The organism is Stenotrophomonas rhizophila, from assembly GCF_020857975.1.
Taxonomy (GTDB): Bacteria; Pseudomonadota; Gammaproteobacteria; order Xanthomonadales; family Xanthomonadaceae; genus Stenotrophomonas; species Stenotrophomonas rhizophila_C.
The window spans coordinates 1-19,318 of record NZ_JACWUO010000001.1 but is presented as its reverse complement, the minus strand read 5'-3'; the positions used below and the strand labels follow the sequence as shown (position 1 = coordinate 19,318).

16 protein-coding genes are annotated in these 19,318 nt (G+C 69.6%); 4 read left to right on the top strand and 12 right to left on the bottom strand.

Annotated features, from left to right (window positions below; translation table 11 throughout):
- The first annotated feature begins 42 nt into the window (after positions 1–42).
- Positions 43–792: an SDR family NAD(P)-dependent oxidoreductase gene (locus IC535_RS00080; protein ID WP_228884530.1), complete on the top strand. Its 750-nt coding sequence runs from the start codon at positions 43–45 to the stop codon at positions 790–792.
- A 42-nt stretch (positions 793–834) separates the two neighbouring features.
- Here the strand turns inward: IC535_RS00080 and IC535_RS00075 are convergent, their stop codons facing one another.
- The 5 genes from IC535_RS00075 to radC all read right to left on the bottom strand — a co-directional run bounded on the left by IC535_RS00075 (position 835) and on the right by radC (position 5,677).
- Positions 835–1,191, bottom strand: coding sequence for a VOC family protein (locus IC535_RS00075; RefSeq protein WP_228884529.1), 357 nt, complete (start codon positions 1,189–1,191; stop codon positions 835–837).
- A 71-nt stretch (positions 1,192–1,262) separates the two neighbouring features.
- Positions 1,263–2,048, bottom strand: coding sequence for a helix-turn-helix domain-containing protein (locus IC535_RS18725; RefSeq protein WP_267472882.1), 786 nt, complete (start codon positions 2,046–2,048; stop codon positions 1,263–1,265).
- A gap of 211 nt (positions 2,049–2,259) precedes the next feature.
- The gene (locus tag IC535_RS00065) at positions 2,260–3,126 is read right to left on the bottom strand and encodes an SPOR domain-containing protein (protein ID WP_228884528.1); all 867 of its coding nucleotides are present in this window, start codon (positions 3,124–3,126) and stop codon (positions 2,260–2,262) included.
- An 18-nt stretch (positions 3,127–3,144) separates the two neighbouring features.
- Positions 3,145–4,833: an arginine--tRNA ligase gene (gene argS, locus IC535_RS00060; protein WP_228884527.1), complete on the bottom strand. Its 1,689-nt coding sequence runs from the start codon at positions 4,831–4,833 to the stop codon at positions 3,145–3,147.
- Between the two features lie 145 nt (positions 4,834–4,978).
- Positions 4,979–5,677 carry a RadC family protein gene (gene radC / locus IC535_RS00055; protein ID WP_228884526.1) on the bottom strand — a complete coding sequence of 233 codons (699 nt, stop codon included), beginning with the start codon at positions 5,675–5,677 and terminating at the stop codon, positions 4,979–4,981.
- Positions 5,678–5,952: 275 nt separating this feature from the next.
- Between radC and coaBC the strand changes: the two genes are divergently transcribed.
- Genes coaBC through IC535_RS00040 form a run of 3 tightly spaced genes read left to right on the top strand, consistent with a single transcriptional unit; the run spans position 5,953 to position 10,039 of the window.
- Positions 5,953–7,212 carry a bifunctional phosphopantothenoylcysteine decarboxylase/phosphopantothenate--cysteine ligase CoaBC gene (gene coaBC / locus IC535_RS00050; RefSeq protein ID WP_228884525.1) on the top strand — a complete coding sequence of 420 codons (1,260 nt, stop codon included), beginning with the start codon at positions 5,953–5,955 and terminating at the stop codon, positions 7,210–7,212.
- Positions 7,209–7,682 (top strand): dUTP diphosphatase, encoded by a 474-nt coding sequence (dut, locus tag IC535_RS00045; protein ID WP_228884524.1) that lies wholly within the window; start codon positions 7,209–7,211, stop codon positions 7,680–7,682. Before coaBC ends, dut begins: the two co-directional genes overlap by 4 nt.
- A gap of 14 nt (positions 7,683–7,696) precedes the next feature.
- Complete coding sequence (locus IC535_RS00040) at positions 7,697–10,039, top strand: phosphomannomutase/phosphoglucomutase (protein ID WP_228884523.1); 2,343 nt, start codon at positions 7,697–7,699, stop codon at positions 10,037–10,039.
- 242 nt (positions 10,040–10,281) lie between these two features.
- On the opposite strand, the gene IC535_RS00035 is transcribed toward IC535_RS00040, so the two are convergent.
- The 7 genes from IC535_RS00035 to IC535_RS00005 all read right to left on the bottom strand — a co-directional run bounded on the left by IC535_RS00035 (position 10,282) and on the right by IC535_RS00005 (position 19,051).
- Positions 10,282–11,001: a response regulator transcription factor gene (locus tag IC535_RS00035; protein ID WP_228884522.1), complete on the bottom strand. Its 720-nt coding sequence runs from the start codon at positions 10,999–11,001 to the stop codon at positions 10,282–10,284.
- Positions 10,982–13,642, bottom strand: coding sequence for a sensor histidine kinase (locus tag IC535_RS00030; protein WP_228884521.1), 2,661 nt, complete (start codon positions 13,640–13,642; stop codon positions 10,982–10,984). The genes IC535_RS00035 and IC535_RS00030 overlap by 20 nt, the downstream gene beginning before the upstream one ends.
- 37 nt (positions 13,643–13,679) lie before the next feature.
- Complete coding sequence (gene kdpC, locus IC535_RS00025; RefSeq protein ID WP_228884520.1) at positions 13,680–14,324, bottom strand: potassium-transporting ATPase subunit KdpC; 645 nt, start codon at positions 14,322–14,324, stop codon at positions 13,680–13,682.
- Entirely contained in the window at positions 14,321–16,372 is a 2,052-nt protein-coding gene (gene kdpB / locus IC535_RS00020) for a potassium-transporting ATPase subunit KdpB (RefSeq protein ID WP_429000313.1), read from the bottom strand. The genes kdpC and kdpB overlap by 4 nt, the downstream gene beginning before the upstream one ends.
- A gap of 26 nt (positions 16,373–16,398) precedes the next feature.
- Positions 16,399–18,114, bottom strand: a complete 1,716-nt coding sequence (gene kdpA, locus IC535_RS00015; protein WP_228884518.1) for a potassium-transporting ATPase subunit KdpA — start codon at positions 18,112–18,114, stop codon at positions 16,399–16,401.
- Between the two features lie 12 nt (positions 18,115–18,126).
- Complete coding sequence (locus tag IC535_RS00010; RefSeq protein ID WP_017355708.1) at positions 18,127–18,219, bottom strand: potassium-transporting ATPase subunit F; 93 nt, start codon at positions 18,217–18,219, stop codon at positions 18,127–18,129.
- 436 nt (positions 18,220–18,655) lie between these two features.
- Entirely contained in the window at positions 18,656–19,051 is a 396-nt protein-coding gene (locus IC535_RS00005; protein ID WP_228887741.1) for a YybH family protein, read from the bottom strand.
- Positions 19,052–19,318: the final 267 nt, after the last annotated feature.

Sequence of the window (19,318 nt, the reverse complement as noted above, 5' to 3'; positions counted from 1 at the left end):
CGGTGCGAAAATGACCGGGATCTCTCTGCACGGAGTACCCCGATGACCCGTACCGCCCTGATTACCGGCGCCACTTCCGGCTTTGGCGCCGCCGCCGTCCATCGCTTCGCCCAGGCCGGCTGGCGGGTCATCGCCACCGGGCGCCGTGCCGAACGGCTGCAGCCGCTGGTCGATGCCTACGGCCCCGGGCAGGTACATGCCGCCGTCTTCGACGTGCGCGACAGCGCGGCCATGGCCGCCGCCCTGGCCGCGCTGCCGGCCGGGTTCGCCGACATCGACCTGCTGGTCAACAACGCCGGCCTGGCCCAGGGCACCGCCCCGGCCCAGAGCGCGGTGCTGGAGGACTGGCGCACCATGATCGACACCAACGTCACCGCCCTGGTCACCCTCACCCACCACCTGCTGCCGCAGCTGGTGGCGCGCAAGGGCGCCATCATCAACATCAGCTCGGTGGCCGGCGTCTACCCGTACCCGGGCGGCAACGCCTACGGCGGCACCAAGGCCTTCGTCAGCCAGTTCTCGCTGGGCCTGCGCGCCGACCTGCACGGCAGCGGCGTGCGCGTGACCACCATTGAACCGGGCATGGCCGAAACCGAGTTCACCCTCGTGCGCACCCACGGCAACCAGGCCGCCTCGGACACCCTCTACACCGGCGCCAACCCGATGACCGCCGAAGACATCGCCGAGCAGATCTTCTTCGTGGCCACCCTGCCGGCCCACTTGAACATCAACCGCCTGGAAATCATGCCGGTCAGCCAGTCCTTCGCCGGCTTCCAGGTCGCCCGCGACTGACGCGCGGACAGGTCGCGGCGGCGTCGGTGTGCGCGGCGCTGCCTACACCGCCGTCCACACCGCCAGCTCATACCCATCCGGGTCGCGGAAATGGAACCGCCGTCCACCGGGAAAATCGAACGCCTCCCGGCAGATCTGCGCCCCGGCCGCTTCCAGCCGCTGCCGGGCGGCGGCCAGGTCGTCGGCATACACGATCACCAGCGGCCCGCCGGGTTGCACCGGCTCGCCGGTGGTGAAGCCGCCGCACAGCCGCCCATCGTTGAACTCGGTATAGGCCGGGCCGTAATCGGTGAACGACCAGCCGAACGCCTGCGCGTAGAAGGCCTTGCTGCGGGCGATGTCGGCCACGTTGAATTCGATGTTGTCGATGCGGCGGTCATTGCTGTCTGTGGTGCTCATGGGGGTTCCCGCGTTGAAGTGGGCCCCAGCATCGCCGCCCGCAGCGCGCCGGTCTTGAACAAAACGGCCAGTCAGGCCCGCCACTGTGCGCACAGCTGCGCCGCCCCGATCCCGGCCAACGCCCGCACCTCGCGGCTCAGGTGCGACTGGTCGGCGTAGCCGCCGTCGAGGGCCAGCGCCGCCAACCCGTCGTGCGGCTGCGCCCGCACCAGTGCCAGCCACCGCTGCAGTCGCAGAATCCGCTCCAGCATCTTCGGCCCATAGCCGAACTGCGCATGGCACAGGCGGCGCAGGCTGCGCGTGCTCAGCTGCAGCGTGGCCGACAACTGCGCCAGATCCATGTCGCCGGCACGCACCCGCGCGAATACCCGCGCCGCGCTGGCGTGCGGGCTGCCGCCACTGCTGCCGGGCAACGCGGCCAGCTCCAGCGCGAACCGCTGCTGGCGGGCATCGGCATCGCCGATATCGTTCAGGCGCGCGGCCATCTGCCGCGCCCGCACGCCCAGCAGCGCGTCCAGTTCCACCGCCGTGCCCACCAGCTCCGACAACGGCAGGCCCAGCCACGCCCGCGCTGCCCCCGGCTGGAAGCGCGCGCCCAGCACCTGCGCGCCGGGCGCCAGCTGCGGGTGCGCGGCCACCACGTCCGGCCCCACCACATACAGCCGCCCATCGCGCCACAGGATATCCACGCAGCCATCGGGCAGCACCGCCACCGCGCCGCTGTGGCCCACCGGCAGATCGCTGCGCCACAGCTGCCCGAAGCAGCCACGCAGCGCCGCCGCCGGTGCCCATTCGCGGTAGCGGCCGGTGGCACCGGCAATACCGGGAAGGTCAGCAGGATCGGGAAGGGCAGACATGCAAGGACGATAGCGTATCGCCAGGTTGCCGCCGGCGACGGGTGCTGCATGAAAAAAAAGCCGACCCAGGGGGCCGGCGTTCGGATTGCGTCTGGAGCGACAGCCCCCTTGGCGTTCAAGGGGGCGCGCCGACAGGCGCGGGGATGCGGAGGCACAAAGCAAGGGCCCAAGGTTTCGCGCAGCGCAACCTTGGGGTAGTCGCGCGCCGCGACTACTGCGCTTTGATAGCCATCGCCTGAAGCCCGGTGCCATCCAGCTTCTGCTTGGCCTCGGCCAGTTCGCCGGCGCTGCCGTACGGCCCCATGCGCACGCGGTACACGGTCTTGCCGTTGATCTGCGCCGATTCCACCCGCGCCGCCAGGCCGATCATGGCCAGCTTGGCCTTGGTCGCCTCGGCATCGCCGGAAGCGCCAAACGCGCCGGCCTGAAGGATGTAACGCACATTGCTGGCCGCCGGGTCGGCGGCGGCCGGCGTTGCCGCGGCCGTCGCCGCCGGCTTCGGTGCAGTGGTGGCCGCCGCCGTCGCTGGCGTAGCGGCCGGCGTGGTGGTTGCTGCCGGGCGCTCGGTCACCGGCGCTGGCAACGGCGAGGTGGTCACCGTGGCTGGCGTGGCGGTGGCGACCGTGGCCGCCGGCGTGGCGGTGGCCGTGCCGGCCGGTACCGGGCGGCCTTCCAGTGCCGCCTGCGCGCGCTGCGCCTCGGCCTTGGCGCGGCGCTGGTCTTCGGCGCGGGCGCTGGCGGCCAGCTCGGCATCGGACATTTCCACTTCCTTGCCGGGCAGCAGGGTGTAGAAGTCGTACTGCGTGGCCGCCGGCTTGGCCGGTTCGGCCGGCGCCGTGCCCGGCTTGGGCAGCTCGGCGCCCACGTCGGGGTCGGCGTCGCTGACCGGCGCCGGCTGCGCGTTCGGGTCCGGCTTCGGGCCTACCCGCAGGAAGCCATCGCCGTCGCTCTTGAACAGGTTTGGTGCCGCCAGGAACACCACGGCCGCAATCGCCACACCGGCCACCAGCCACACCCATCCCGGTGTGCCTTGGCTGCTGTTGCGTCGTGCCTGGCTCTTGCCGCGTCGTGCTGCCATTTACTGCTTCTCCACTGCTTACATTTTTTCCGGGGCGGAAACGCCCAGGATGTTCAGGCCATTGGCCAGGACCTGGCGCGCCGCGCAGGCCAGGGCCAGCTTGGCATTGCGCTCGGGCGCATCGGCCACCAGCACCTGCGTGCCGTGATACCACGTGTGGAAGGCATGCGCCAATTCGCGCAGGTACTGCGCAACCAGGTGCGGTTCCAGCGCAATACCGGCTGCTTCCACCACTTCGGGGAAGCGCGACATTTCAATCATCAGCCACAGCGACGCCTCGTCGTCCAACGACGCCAGCCCGGCCACGCCTTCGCTGGCGGTGTAGGGCAGGCCCTTCTCCTGCGCCTGGCGCAGCAGACTGCACACCCGGGCATGCGCGTACTGCACGTAGAACACCGGGTTGTCGTTGCTCTGCTGGCGGGCCAGGTCGATATCGAAGGTCAGCTGCGAATCGGGCTTGCGCGCGATCAGGAACCAGCGGGTCGCATCGCGGCCGGCTTCCTCGATCAGGTCGCGCAGGGTCAGGTAGCTGCCGGCACGCTTGGACAGCTTCACTTCCTCGCCGCCGCGCATCACCGTCACCATCTGGTGCAGCACGTATTCCGGCCAGCCCTGCGGGATGCCCACGTTCAGCGCCTGCAGGCCGGCGCGCACGCGCGCCAGCGAACCGTGGTGGTCCGCCCCCAGCTCGGTGATCGCGCGCTCGTAGCCGCGCTGCCACTTGCTCAGGTGGTAGGCCACGTCCGGCAGGAAGTAGGTATAGGTGCCGTCGGACTTGCGCATCACGCGGTCCTTGTCGTCACCGAAATCGGTCGAGCGCAGCCACAGCGCGCCGCCTTCCTCGTAGGTATGCCCGGCCGCATTGAGCTTGGCCACGGTCTCTTCGACCTTGCCGTCCTTGTACAGCGAGCTTTCCAGGAAGTAGATGTCGAAATCCACCCCGAACGCGGCCAGGTCCTGGTTCTGCTCGTTGCGCAGGTAGGCCACCGCGAAGCGACGGATCGCATCGAGGTTGTCGGCATCGCGCTCGCCCACCACCGCGTGGCCTTCCAGCTCCACGCTGGCGCCGGCCAGGTAGGCGTTGGCCACGTCCTGGATGTAGTCGCCGCGGTAGCCCGCTTCCGGCCAGCCGGCGTCATCGGGCTTGAGCCCCTTGGCGCGCGCCTGGGTGGACAACGCCAGGTTCTCGATCTGCACGCCGGCATCGTTGTAGTAGAACTCGCGCTTGGCGTTCCAGCCGTTCACTTCCAGCAGGCGCGCCAGGCAGTCGCCGATGGCCGCGGCGCGGCCGTGGCCCACGTGCAGCGGCCCGGTCGGGTTGGCCGACACGTATTCCACGCCCACGGTACGGCCGTTGCCGCTCAGGTTGTGGCCGTAATCGGCCCCTTCCTTCAGTACGCCGGCCGCTTCGCGCTGGTAGGCGCTGGGGGCCAGGTGGAAATTGATGAAGCCCGGGCCAGCGATTTCCACGCGCAGCACATCGGCGCTCTTGGGCAGCGCATCCAGCAGCGCCTGGGCCAGGGCACGCGGGTTGCTGCGCGCCGGCTTGGCCAGCAGCATCGCCGCATTGGTGGCGAAATCGCCATGCTCGCGGGTCTTCGGGCGTTCCACCACGAATTCCGGGGTCAGGGTATCGGCCGGCAGAGTGCCGTTGGCGCGCAAGGCTTCGATGCCTTGGCTGATCAGGGCGCGGAGGAGATTTTTCACAAGGCCTGCTTTGGGACTGGAGCGGCGGAATCGGTAATTTTAGCCCAGATGCCGCCCCGATCCATTGAACCGCAGCGGACCGGGCCGCGCGCGGCGGCCCCCGAGCCGTTCCAGGCCCCCAAGGCCCCGGGCCTGACCTGCCCGTTCAGCCCCGGAAGGTCAGCGCCGGTTCCAGCCAGCCCCGCTCGGCCATCGACACCGGCGTGCCTTCCCCCACCACCACATGGTCCAGCAGCCGCACCCCCACCAGGTTCAGCGCCTCCTGCAGGTGCCGGGTGATCTGCCGGTCGGCCGCCGACGGCTCGGCGCTGCCGGAGGGGTGGTTGTGGCTGACGATCACCGCCGCGGCGTTGTGCAGCAGGGCGCGGCGGACCACCTCGCGCGGGTAGATGGTGGCCGCGTCGATGGTGCCGGTGAAGAGTTCCTCGAAGGCCAGGGTGCGGTTGCGGGTGTCCAGGAACAGGGCGGCGAAGACCTCATGCGGGCGGCCGCGCAGGCGTTGCTTGAAGTAGCGGATCGCGGACTGGGGCTCGCGCATGCTCTCGCCGCGATCCAGCTGGGCGCGCAGGTGGCGGTCGGCCAGTTCCAGCGCGGCCACCAGTTCGCAGGCGCGGGCTGGGCCGAGACCTGGCAGCTTTTTCAGCTTCGGGGCGCTCAGATCGAGCAATCGCCGCAGTGGGCCGTGGTCTTTAAGGAGAAGCCGCGCATTCTCCATCACATCCAGGCCTTTACAGCCGGTGCCCAGGAACAAAGCAAGCAGCTCGGCATCCGACAGCGCCGCCGGGCCACGCGCCAGCAGCTTCTCGCGCGGTTGTTCGTCCTTGGGCCAGTTTTTGATTGCCATGCTGGACAGCTTGGAGGCACGTGCGCCGCACGACCATCAGAGACCGCCGCGTCATTGGGTCTGAGAAACCCGGGACATTGGCCATTGGTAGACCCGGCCACCGTTCACTGGTTGAAGGGTGATTGGAGCACTTTGTCCGCCGACCGCCAGCCAAAACCAGGGGGGAAACCTGCTGCCCCTCATAACCAAAAACACCCCCTTCATGCCCCTGGGGCATCAGCCCCCCACACCCCATCAGGTAAGCTAATCGCCTCGGTTCGACAGGAACACCCAAGGTGGCTGACTCCCCCCAGGCTTCCCCGGCGTCGGTGCGCCCGCTGGAAGGCCAGAAGCTGTTGTTGTGCGTGGGTGGCGGTATCGCCGCCTACAAGTCGCTGGAACTGGTCCGCCGCCTGCGCGATGCCGGGGCCCGGGTGCAGGTCGCGATGACCGCCGGGGCCCAGCAGTTCGTCACCCCGCTGAGCTTCCAGGCCCTGTCCGGGCAGCCCACCCGCACCACCCTGTGGGACAGCGCCGCCGAGCAGGCCATGGGCCATATCGAGCTGGCCCGCTGGGCCGATCGCGTCGTGGTGGCGCCGGCCACCGCCGATCTGCTGGCTCGGCTGGCCCACGGCCATGCCGATGACCTGGTCACCACGCTGTGCCTGGCCACCACCGCGCCGCTCACCGTGTGCCCGGCGATGAACCACCGCATGTGGCAGCACCCGGCCACCCAGTCCAATATCGCCCTGCTGCGCCAGCGCGGCGCGCAGGTCATCGGGCCCGAAGACGGCCCGCTGGCCGAGGGCGAGTCCGGCCCCGGCCGGCTGACCGAGCCCAATGCGATCGTCGCGGCGCTGGCCGCGCTGCAGGCACCGGCCGTGGCAGAGGGCGTGCCCGCCCCGCTGCTGCAGGGCCTGCGCGTGGTGATCAGCGCTGGCCCCACCTATGAAGACCTGGACCCGGTGCGCTACGTGGGCAACCGCAGCAGCGGCAAGATGGGCTATGCGCTGGCCGCCGCGGCCGCGCGCCAGGGCGCGCAGGTGGTGCTGGTCAGCGGGCCGGTGCAGCTGGCCACCCCGGCCGGGGTGCAGCGGGTGGATGTGCGCTCGGCCGCGCAGATGCGCGAGGCGGTGCTGGGCGCGCTGCCGGCCGATATCTATATCGGTGCGGCGGCGGTGTCCGATTACACCCCGCGCCAGGTCGCCCCGCAGAAACTGAAGAAGACCGCCGGCACCCAGACCCTCACCCTGGAACTGGTGCGCACCCCGGACATCCTGGCCGAGGTGGCCGCGCAGACCAACGCGCTCAAGCTGGTGGTCGGCTTTGCCGCCGAAACCCACGAGGTGGAGAAGTACGCGCGCGGCAAGCTGGTCGACAAGCGCCTGGACCTGGTGATCGCCAACCAGGTGGGCATTGCCAACGGCGGCTTTGAAAGCGATGAAAACGCGGCCACGGCCTACTGGCAGGGCGGCGAACAGGTGTTCCCCGGCACCTCCAAGGCCGTGCTGGCCGAACAACTGTTGTCCCTGATTGCCCAGAGGTTGCACGCATGAGCGTTGATTCCACCCTTCAGCCGCTGCAGGTGAAACTGCTCGACCCGCGCTTCGGCGATACCTGGCCGCTGCCGGCCTATGCCACCGAGCACAGCGCCGGGCTGGACCTGCGCGCGGCGCTGGAAACCGAGCTCACCCTGCAGCCGGGCGACACCGCGCTGATTCCCAGCGGCATCGCCATCCATATCGCCGACCCGAACCTGGCCGCGGTGGTACTGCCGCGCTCGGGGCTGGGCCACCGCCACGGCATCGTGCTGGGCAACGGCACCGGGCTGATCGACGCCGATTACCAGGGCCCGCTGCTGATCAGCGCCTGGAACCGGGGCCGCGAGCCCTTCACCCTGCAGCCCGGCGACCGCATCGCGCAGCTGGTGGTGCTGCCCATCGCGCGCGTTGGCCTGCAGGTAGTGGATACTTTCACCGACAGCGCCAGGGGAACGGGTGGATTCGGCCATACCGGGGTGCGCTGACAGGGGGAACATCCATGAGCACGACGAACGCGGAGAAGCAGCCACGGCTGGCCAGCAAACGTACCGGGCCACTGCTGGTCGGGGTGTTGGTGCTGCTGGCGCTGTGGTTCGGCTGGAGCGCGGTGCGGCAGTGGCGCCAGGCCTCGGTGGGCACCGCGCTGGAACAGTCGCGCGACCAGGTGGCCGACGGCCTGCTGGCGGCGCTGAACGGCCAGCAGGCGCAGCTGCGCACGCTGCTCAAGAGCGGGCGGGTCAGTGCCGCGCTGGCCGCCGGCGATACCGGGGCGACCGCGCTGGCCATCCGCGAGGGCTGGCCCGGCACCGAAGAGGTGCAGGTGCTGCCGGCCGCGCTGGATGCGGCCTATGCCGATCCCAAGGCGTTCGGCTATTCACGCCTGGCCCTGCTTGAAGCGGCCAATGCCGGCGAAGGGGTGGTGGCGCGGGTGGTACGCGACGCCGGTGGCCAGCGCCTGGGCCTGGCCGCGCCGGTGGTGCTGGGCAGCGAGGGGCCGGCACTGGTCTATGTGCGCCAGCCGTTGCTGCGCCTGACCGCCATCTTCGACCAGGTGCGGGTGCCCGACGCCGGTTACCTGGCCCTGCGCCAGGGCAACCACAATGTGATCGAGCAGGGCAGCGCCGCGCTGTCCGAGGGCGCCGAGGGCCTGGCCCGGCCGATCGGCAAGAGCGGCCTGCGCCTGGCCGCGGCAGTGCCGGATATCGAGCCCGGCCCGCTGGGCATCGGCGGCCTGGGCAGTGCGGTGGTGGCCGCACTGCTGCTGGCGATCGCGGCGATGCTGCAGTTCGGCAAGGGCCGCATGCCGATGCCACGCCGGCGCGCTAGCGCCCAGGCCGTGGGCGATGAAGGCCCCACCCTGCGCGAGAGCATCGCGCTGGCCCCGGTGGCCGAGGGCGAACCGGCCGCAGCGGCCGTTGTCGCACCGGCGCTGCCTGGCGTGGCCGGCCAGGACGTGCCGGCCGGCATCTTCCGCGCCTACGACATCCGCGGGGTGGTCGGCCGCGAGCTGACCGCAGCGGTGGCCACCCTGATCGGCCAGGCGATCGGCTCGGTGCTGCAGGTGCAGGGGCTGCGCGACATCGTGGTGGGCCGCGACGGCCGGCTGTCCGGCCCGGAACTGAGCGCGGCGCTGATCGAAGGCCTGCGCCGCGCCGGCTGCAACGTCATCGACATCGGCCTGGCGCCCACCCCGGTGGTGTATTTCGCCAGCTACCACCTGCGCGCGGGCAGCTGCGTGGCCGTGACCGGCAGCCACAATCCGCCGGACTACAACGGCTTCAAGATCGTGGTGGGCGGGGAAACCCTGTTCGGCGATGCCATCACCGAGCTGCACCAGCGCATCACCGAGGGCCAGCTGCACGTAGCAGTAGAACCGGGCAGCCTGCAGCAGCGCGAGGTCAACGCCGATTACATCCAGCGCATCGCCGATGACGTGCAGCTGGACCGCCCGCTGAAGGTGGTGGCCGATGCCGGCAACGGGGTGGCCGGTGAGCTGGCCCAGCCGCTGCTGGAGGCCATCGGCGCCGAAGTCATTCCGCTGTATTGCGATGTGGACGGCACCTTCCCCAACCACCATCCCGATCCCAGCGACCCGCGCAACCTGGAAGACCTGATCCAGACCGTGAAGCGCTTCGACGCCGATATCGGCCTGGCCTTCGATGGCGATGGCGACCGCCTCGGCGTGGTCACCCGCGAGGGCCGCATCATCTATGCCGACCGCCTGTTGATGTTGTTCGCGGCCGATGTGCTGATGCGCAACCCGGGTGCGCTGGTGATCTACGACGTCAAGTGCAGCGGCAAGCTGTCCGACTACGTGCTGCGCAACGGTGGCAGCCCGCTGATGTGGAAGACCGGGCATTCGCTGATCAAGGCCAAGATGCGCGAGACCGACGCCGAGCTGGCCGGCGAGATGAGCGGGCATTTCTTCTTCAAGGAACGCTGGTTCGGTTTCGACGATGGCCTGTACGCGGCCTCGCGCTTGCTGGAGATCCTTGCCCAGAGCGAACAGACGCCGTCGGAGGTGCTCGACGCGCTGCCCGACAGCATCTCCACCCCGGAGCTGAAGGTGCCGGTGGAATCGGGCACGCCGCATGCGCTGGTGTCGTTGTTCGTCTCGGCCGCGCAGGCCGAGGACTCGCCGTTCGCCGGCGCGCGCCTGGCCACCATCGACGGCCTGCGCGCCGATTTCTCCGATGGCTGGGGCCTGCTGCGCGCCTCCAACACCACCCCGGTGCTGGTGTTGCGATTCGAAGCCGACGACGAGGCGGCGCTGGAGCGGATCAAGGCGTTGTTCCGCGAGCAGCTGCAACCGTTGTTGCCGGGCGTGGCGCTGGGCTTCTGATCGGGAAAGGTACCGGCCCATGGCCGGTACCTGCGTCGGGATGCGGCGGGCACCCCGGTAGGGTTGCATCCCGATCAACCGCAGTGGAACAGCCAACGTTCGATGTCAGCATGACCACGAATCGGAAACCCGCCTCTCCGCCGACGTTCATGCCGCCATCGCACGCGGCACCGCTACCGGCACTCGATCGGGATGCGACCCTACCAGCGCGTGTCACGCACGGGCGTTCAACACCGCCCGGCTCACCCCTTGAACCGCAGGCCCACGCCGGGTTCGGTGAACAGATAGCGCGAATCCAGCGCCGAATCGCCCAGCTTGTGCCGCAGCTTGCCGACCAGGATGCGCAGGTAGTGGGTGTCGTGCTGGTGGGTGGGCCCCCAGATTTCCTGCAGGATCTGCGGCTGGGTCACCACCCGGCCGGCGTTGCGCAGCAGCAGCGACAGCAACGCGTATTCCTTGCGGGTGAGCGCCACCGCGGCGCCATCCAGCTGCACTTCGCGGCGCACCAGGTCGATATGCAGGTGGCCATCGTCGAACTGCGGCAGCACGCCATCGGCCGATACCGTGCGCGAACGCAGCAGCGCGCGCACCCGTGCCATCAGTTCCTGGGTGCCGAACGGCTTGGTCACATAGTCGTTGGCGCCGTTGTCCAGCGCGCGCACCTTTTCGGTCTCGCTGGCGCGCACGGTCAGCATGATCACCGGCACCTGGCTCCATTGGCGCAGCTCGGCCAGCACCTCGTGCCCCTCCATGTCCGGCAGGCCGATATCCAGGATCACCAGGTCCGCGCCTTCGCCCACCAGCAGCTCCAGCCCGGCCTGGCCGGTGGCGGCCTGGTACACGCGGTAGCCCTGCGCGCGCAGGCTGATGTCGAGGAAGCGGCGGATCTGCGCCTCGTCATCGATCACCAGTACGCGCGCCGGGGGCACGCCTTGGGGCAGTTCAGGAATCGTCGTTGTCATCGGCAGGGTGGGGTTGCAGCAGGGGCAGCGTGATGCGGATCAGGGTACCGCGTCCGTCGCGCCCCGGCAGTGCCTGCACGCTGCCGCCGTGGGCGCCGATCATGCCCTGGCAGATGGTCAGGCCCAGCCCGGTGCCGTGGCGGCCGCGGTCGCCGCGCTCCACGCTGTAGAACATGTCGAAGATGCGCGCCCGTTCCTGGTCGGGAATGCCCGGGCCGGCATCGAGCACGTCGATGCGCAGTTCGCCCTCCACCAGGCGCGCCTGCACCTCCACCGCCGCGCCGGGCGGGGAGAACTTGGCGGCGTTTTCCATCACGTTGAACACCGCCTGCTCGACCAGCGCCGGGTGCACCCAGATCGGCGCCAGCGTGGCCGGAATGTCCAGCTGCAGGCGCACCTCGGGCTGGTAGCGTTGCAGCCGGCGCGCGGCCGAACCGACCAGTTCGTCCACGCCGATCCAGTCGCGGTTGATCTGCAGGCCTTCGTGGCCCAGCCGGGTCATGTCCAGCAGGTTCTGGATATAGCGGTCCAGCCGCTCGCCCTCGACCAGGATGGTGTCCAGCAGCGCGCGCCGGTCCTGCGCGTCCATCGCATCGGCATAGCTGGACAGGCTGTCGGCCGAGCCGATCATCGCCGCCAGCGGCGAGCGCAGGTCGTGCGATACCGACGACAGCAGCGCCGAGCGCAGCCGCTCGGTCTCGTTGCTCACATGCGCCTGTTCCAGCTCGGCCACCAGCCGGGTGCGCAGCGCGGCCTGGGCGATGTCGTCCACCATCGCCTCGGCCAGCTGGCGCTGCTCGGGGGTCAGCCGTGTCGCGCTGCGCGCAAAGCGCATACCGGCCACGCCGATGGCGCGGTCATCGCCGTCCAGCAGCGGCAGGAACCACCACTCGGCGCCGGCCAGCGTATCGGTGAAGCGGCCGCTGGGCTGGCCATGGCGGCGCGCCCAGTCGGCCGCGGCCAGGTCGGTCTCGCCCGGCGCGGCGCTGCCGCTGGTGCTGGTGTCCTGGCCGATGCGCAGCCAGGCCGGCGCATCCAGCGCCTGCTCCAGCGCCTCGCGGCCGGCCTGGGCCACCTGCTCGTTGCTGGGCGCGCGGCTGAGCTGGCGGCCCAGCGCCTGGCGCGCATTGGCATGTCGGTTGGCCGCGCGCAGCGCCACTACCTGCATGCGCAGGCGCGAGGCCAGGCGGCCGGCGACCAGCGCGGCCACCAGGAACAGGAAGACGGTGATCACGCCCTGGCGGGCGCTGATGGCGAAGGTGAAGCGCGGGGCGATGAAGAAGAAGTTGTAGGACAGGAAGCACAGCGCCGCGGCGATCACCGCCGCACTGGTGCGGCTGCGCGCGGCCACCATCACCACCGCCAGGATGAACACCATCGACAGGTCGTACAGCCCGATCCAGCGCTCGGCCAGCATGGCCACCAGGCAGGCCAGCGCGGTGGCGGCCAGGGCCAGCAGCGCATCCTGGCCGGTGCTGCGGGTGGGCATCGACAGCCCCACCCGGCGCGCCCGGGCGCGCGCCTGCGGGGTGCCGATGATGGTGATCTCGTAGTGCGCGCCGCGCTGGATCAGCTGCTGGGTCAGGGTGCGGTTGAGCATGCGCGCGAACGGCCGCTCGCGGGTGCGGCCCAGCACCAGGGTGGACACGCTGTTGTGCGCGGCATGGTCGAGCAGCGCATCGGCGATGCTGGTGCCGTGCAGCAGCTCGGCCTCGCCGCCCAGCCGCCGGGCCAGCGCGAAGGCGGCATCGATCTCGCGCCCGGTGGCCTCGTCCTGGCGGCGGTTCTGCACCGTCACCACCGTCCAGGGCGCGTCGCGGCGCTCGGCGATGCGCCGGCCCACCCGTACCAGGTACTCGCTCTGGCCACCGCCGTCGATGGCCACCAGCACCCGCCGGCGCAGCGGCAGGTTGCCCTCGCCACGGGCGGCGCGGGTCTCGCGCAGGCTGGTGTCGACGCGGTCGGCCGCCTCCTGCATGGCCAGCTCGCGCAATGCGGTCAGGTTGGACGGCGAGAAGAATGCCTGCAGCGCCTGCGCGGCCTGCTCGGGCACGTAGACCTTGCCCTGCTGCAGCCGCTCGATCAGTTCGCGCGGCGGCAGGTCCACCAGCACGATGTCGTGCAGGCGGTCCAGCACGGCATCGGGCACGGTCTCGCTGACCCGCACCCCGGTGATGCGCATCACCACATCGTTGAGGCTTTCCAGGTGCTGGATGTTGACCGTGGTCCACACATCGATGCCGGCCTCCAGCAGTTCCATCACGTCCTGCCAGCGCCGTTCGTGGCGGCTGCCGGGCACGTTGCGGTGGGCCAGCTCGTCCACCAGCACCAGCGCCGGGTGCCGGGCCAGTACCGCGTCCAGGTCCATCTCGCCCAGCACGTGCTGCTGGTACTGGCGCTGCAGCAGCGGCACCTGCGGCAGGCCCTCCAGCAGCGCCGAGGTCTCGGCGCGGCCGTGGGTTTCCACCAGCCCGATCACCACGTCCACGCCGCGGCGCAGCTGTTCGTGCGCGCGGCTGAGCATGCTGTAGGTCTTGCCCACGCCGGGCGCGGCGCCCAGGAACACGGTGAGCTTGCCACCGGCTTCGCGCTGCAGGCGTTCGACCAGGGCATCGGCCTGGCGGGTGCGGGGGTCGTTCATGGGTGGCGATTGTGCGCCCGGCGGCGCGATCCTGGCATCACGGGGCGGCCTTGAGGTCATCCAGCGCCAGGTTCAACGTCATCACGTTGACCCGGCGCTGGCCGAACACGCCCCATTGCGGGCCCAGCGTATGGGCCTGCACCAGGGCCGCCACGCGCGCTGCCGGCAGCCCGCGGCTGCGTGCCACCCGCGCGATCTGCAGCTGCGCGGCGGCCGGCGACAGCTCCGGGTCCATGCCTGCGCCGGACTGGGTGACCAGGTCGCCGGGCACCTGCGCCGGCAGCACGCCTTCGCGCGCGGCTACCGTGGCGATGCTGGCCTGCACGCGTTGCTGCAGGGCCGGGTTGCTGCGCGCCAGGTTGCTGCCGGCGGCGGCCATCGGGTCGTAGTTGGCCGCCGACGGGCGCGCCTGGAAGTAGCCCTCGCCGGTGAACGGCTGGGCGATCAGCCGCGAGCCGCGCACCTGGCCGTCGCGGACCAGCAGGCTGCCATCGGCCTGGGCCGGGAACAGCAGCCGGCTGGCGCCGGTGGTGGCCAGCGCATAGGCCAGGCCGAGCAGCAGCAGGCTGGCTGCGCCCAGCACCAGCGCCGGGCGCCAGGCGGCGTGCTGCTGCAGGGCGGGGGCGGGAGTGGCGCGGTTGCGCGCCGCAGGAGAAGCAGGGGTAGCAAGCGAGCGGTTCATGCGCCGAACACCGTGACAAGGAAGAGGTCGATCAATTTGATGGCCGCAAACGGCAGCAGCACGCCGCCCAGCCCGTAGACCAGCATGTTCCGCCGCAGCAGCACGGTGGCGGTGGCCGGGCGGAACCGCACCCCGCGCAGCGCCAGCGGGATCAGCGCCGGAATCACCAGGGCATTGAAGATCAGCGCCGCCAGCACCGCGTTGCGCGGGCTGGACAGCTGCATCACGTTCAACGCGGCCATCGCCGGCAAGGTGGAGGCGAACAGCGCCGGCAGGATGGCGAAGTACTTGGACACATCGTTGGCCAGCGAGAAGGTGGTCAGCGCGCCGCGCGTGATCAGCTGCTGCTTGCCCACTTCCACCACCGCCAGCAGCTTGGCCGGGTCCGAGTCCAGGTCGACCATGTTGCCGGCCTCCTTGGCGGCCTGGGTGCCGGAATTCATCGCCAGGCCGATGTCGGCCTGGGCCAGTGCGGGGGCGTCGTTGGTGCCGTCGCCCACCATCGCCACCAGCCGCCCGCCGGCCTGTTCGGCACGGATGCGGGCCAGCTTGTCTTCCGGGCGGGCCTCGGCGATGTAGTCGTCCACCCCGGCCTCGGCGGCGATCGCCGCGGCGGTCAGCGGGTTGTCGCCGGTGATCATCACCGTGCGGATGCCCATCGCGCGCAGCTGCGCGAACTTCTCGCGCATGCCGTGCTTGACCACGTCCGACAGCTCGATCACCCCCAGCACGTGGCGGCCTTCGCAGACCACCAGCGGGGTGGCGCCATTGCGCGCCACCTGTTCCACCCGTCCGGCCAGTTCGGCCGGCACCGTGCCACCGAGCTCACGCACATAGGCGGTGATCGCATCGCCGGCGCCCTTGCGGATGCGCCGGCCACCGTCCAGGTCCACGCCGGACATGCGGGTCTGTGCGGTGAACGCCAGGTAGTCCGCACGGTCCGGTTCGGCGGTGCTGCAGCCCAGCTCGCGCGCCAGCCGCACCACCGACTTGCCTTCCGGGGTCGGATCGGCCAGCGAGGACAGCAGCGCCGCTTCGCGCAGCTGGCTGGCATCGATCCCGGCCAGCGCATGGAAATGCGTGGCCTGGCGGTCGCCATAGGTGATGGTGCCGGTCTTGTCGAGCAGCAGCACGTCGACGTCGCCGGCCACTTCCACCGCCTTGCCCGACTTGGCCAGCACGTTCGCCGCCAGCGCCCGGTTCATGCCGGCAATGCCGATCGCCGGCAGCAGGCCGCCGATGGTGGTGGGGATCAGGCATACCAGCAGGGCGATCAGCAGCAGCGGGTCGACCCTGACCCCGACGAACGCGCCGATCGCCGGCAGGGTGGCCACCACCACCAGGAAGGTCAGCGTCATCGCCGCCAGCAGCAGGGTGAGCGCCACTTCGTTGGGGGTCTTCTGGCGGTTGGCGCCTTCCACCAGCGCGATCATCCGGTCCAGGAAGCTGTGCCCCGGTTCGGCGGTGATCCGCACGATGATCTGGTCCGAGAGCACCTTGGTGCCGCCGATCACGCCGCTGCGGTCGGTACCGGCCTCGCGCAGCACCGGCGCCGATTCACCGGTCACCGCCGCTTCGTTGATGGTGGCCAGGCCCTGCACGATCTCGCCGTCGGCCGGAATCAGTTCGCCGGCACTGACGATCACATGGTCGCCCGGGCGCAGCTCGGCGGCCGGCACCTGGGTCTGGCTGGCGGCGGGATGGGCGGCGGCCAGCCGGCGTGCGCTCAGGTCCTGGCGGGCACGGCGCAGCGACGCGGCCTGGCCGCGGCCGCGCGCTTCGGCCACTGCTTCGGCGAAATTGCCGAACAGCACGGTCAGCAGCAGGATGCCGGTCACCGCCAGGCCGAAGCCCAGCGGCGCGTTGCCGGTGACGGTGATCAGCAGGCTGATCACCGTGCCGGCCATCACCACGGCCATCACCGGGCTGTGCAGCAGGTGCCGCGGCGACAGCTTGATCACCGCATCGCGCAGCGCGCGCCGCCAGCCGGCGCCGTCGAGCAGGCGTTGGCGGCGGTGGGTGGACGCGTTCAGGGACGAACTACTCATGGGAGCGGTACTCATGACATCAGGTCTCAGTGCGAGGTCAGCGACAGGTGGTCGGCCACCGGGCCCAGCACCAGTGCCGGCATGAACTGCAGCACGGTCAGGATGGCGATCAGCGCGATCAGGGTGAGCGCGAAAGTGGGGGTTTCGATCTGCAGCGTGCCGGCCGACTCCGGGGCGCGGCGCTTGGCGGCCAATTGCGCGGCCACGACCAGCGGAATGATCAGCACCGGATAGCGGCCCAGCAGCAGCACCAGGGTGCAGCTGAGGTTCCACCACACCGTGGCATCGCCCAGCCCTTCAAAGCCCGAGCCGTTGTTGGCGAACGCCGAGGTGTACTCGTAGAACACCTGGCTGATGCCGTGGAAGCCCGGGTTGGAGGTGCCGGTGATGGACGGAATCGCCAGGGTCAGCGCAGTGAAGCCCAGGATGGTGATCGGCTGCAGCAGCACCAGCAGCGCCAGCAGCCGCACCTGCGGGGTTTCCAGCTTGCGGCCAAGCAGTTCCGGGGTACGCCCGGTCATCAGCCCGGCCAGGAACACGCCCAGCAGCAGATACACCAGGAACTGCTGCAGGCCGCAGCCGATGCCGCCCCAGATCGCGCTGACCAGCATGTTGACCATCGGCACGGCCCCGGCCAGCGGGCTGAGCGAGTCGTGCATGCCGTTGACCGAGCCGTTCGACACCTGGGTGGTGATCGCCGCCCACAGCGCGGTGCCGTCGGCGCCCAGGCGCACTTCCTTGCCTTCCATCAGCAATGGGCTGGCGGCCGTGGCCGAATGCCCTTCCAGCCACACGGTGGCGGCCACCGACAGGCTGGACATGGTCAGCATGCAGCCAAATACCAGCCCGGCCAGGCGCTTGCGCCCGGTGAACGCGCCCAGCATGAAGATCACCGCGATCGGGATCAGCAGGATGCCGATCAGCTCCAGCGCGTTGGACAGCGGGGTCGGGTTTTCATACGGCATGCTGCTGTTGGGGCCATACCAGCCCCCGCCATTGGCGCCCAGCTGCTTGGCCGCGACCATCGCCGCGACCGGGCCCAGCGGCAGTTTCTGGGTGTCCATGCCCGATGCCGCATCGATCGGGGTGGCCTGCGGGCCGGCGGCGAGCGTGGAGGGCACGCCCTGGCTGGTCAGCAGCACCGCCCACAGCAGGCACAGCGGCAGCATGAAGCGCACGCAGGCACGCACCACGTCGGCGTAGTAGTTGCCCACGTCGACGCGGCGGTCGCCACTGAGCGGCTCGGCCGGTTGCGCATCCTCGTCCGGGCGCGCGCCAAACAGCGCACGCAGGGTGGCCACCGCCAGCGCCAGCCCCATCATCGGGGTCACCACCTGCAGGCCGGTGATCGCGGTCATCTGCGCGAAATAGGACAGCTGCGCCTGGCCGGAATAGTGCTGCTGGTTGGTGTTGGTCAGGAACGACACCATGGTGTGCAGCGCGGTATCCCAGCGCATGTTGGGAATCTGGTCGGGATTGAACGGCAGCCAGGCCTGGGTCATGAACACCGCCTGCACCAGCACCGCGATCACCACGTTGCTGAGCAGGAAGGCCATCACGTAGCCACGCCAGGACATGCCGCGCGCCGGGTTCACCCCGAGCAGCCAGTACAGCGGTTTTTCAATCCACCCGAACAGCGCATCGCCGCGCATCGGGCCACCGCGCATCACCCGGGCCAGGTACAGCCCAAGCGGAAAGGCCAGCACGATGCTGGCCAGCAGGATCAACAGGATCTCGGTCATGGTCGGCTCCGGTCAGAACGCTTCGGGCCGAAGCACGACGTACAGCAGATAGGCGGCGGCGACGAGCACCAGCACGCCGCACACCAGGGAAAGCCAGGCAGGCATGGTCGTGGCCTCAGATGCGGGAAAGGGAGGCCGTCGTGCACGTGGCAGCGACGGCAGGGTGGGCACGCGATCGGCGCCCGGGGGCGCTCGCGGCAGGAAGGGCAGGCAGGTGCAGGCTCATGGGACGTCCAGGTGGAACCACTCCACGTCAGGCAGCCATGGTCTGCTTCACCGGCATAAAGGGGCCACGCCAAGGGCCACGCCCAAGCGTAAAAAGTGCATAAAAAAGCTGCCGACCACCCCGTACCCGGTAGTGCCGGCCGCTGGCCGGCTCCTCATGACGCTGGACGGATGTGCGGGGAGCCGGCCAGCGGCCGGCACTACCGATGCGCGTACCGTTCGGGATCCACACGTCCTGATGGCGCACTTACCCAGTGGCGCCATTGGGAACGTTAAACGCTGTCCCTGGTCTGTATCTCAGACCGGGGAGCCGTGTTCAGCTATCGAGCAGAGCAGTGCCGTATGAGTTGTCCACAGCGCACAGCCAGTTGCCAGGCGATTCCCTACGAAACACGTAGGTAGCCCGGCGAACCGTCGAAGTCACAGAGCCGTCTTCATCAGCGGTATCCAGCCATGTCTCCATGACAACCAGCGCCGTTTCCCCGCCCTCAATCACTTCCATCTTCCCTTGGCGAACCTTCAATTGGCCGTCGAAATGAGCAGAGATTGCCTCGAATGCTCTTCTAATTTGGTCTTTGCCTCTGGCGTACATGCCAGGCTTCACCACTAGGGTGGCGTCATCTGTGTAAAACCGCATCAGGCCGTCGAAGTCTTTAACCGATATGGATCGGTCTGCGGCTTCGATAAGGGTCTTTAGGGGGTGGTCGGACATTCTTGACTCCAAAAATGGCCGCGAGCGGAAAAACAAAACCCGCCTCGCGGCGGGTTGCGTTGTCTGAAATAAGACGTGCTCTACCCACCCTTCAATGGAGGGCGGTAATAATCAAAGTGAAGGCGCGTACAAATTCCATGGAATGACCCTATCACTGGCGCCGGCAACTGGCAAATCACCACTGCGCTTGCGACGTCCCCCCGGCTTGAGTAGTGGGCGGGTTTAGAGTCCGGTGCTGATGTTATCTTTCTTCGCCGCCAACTGCGC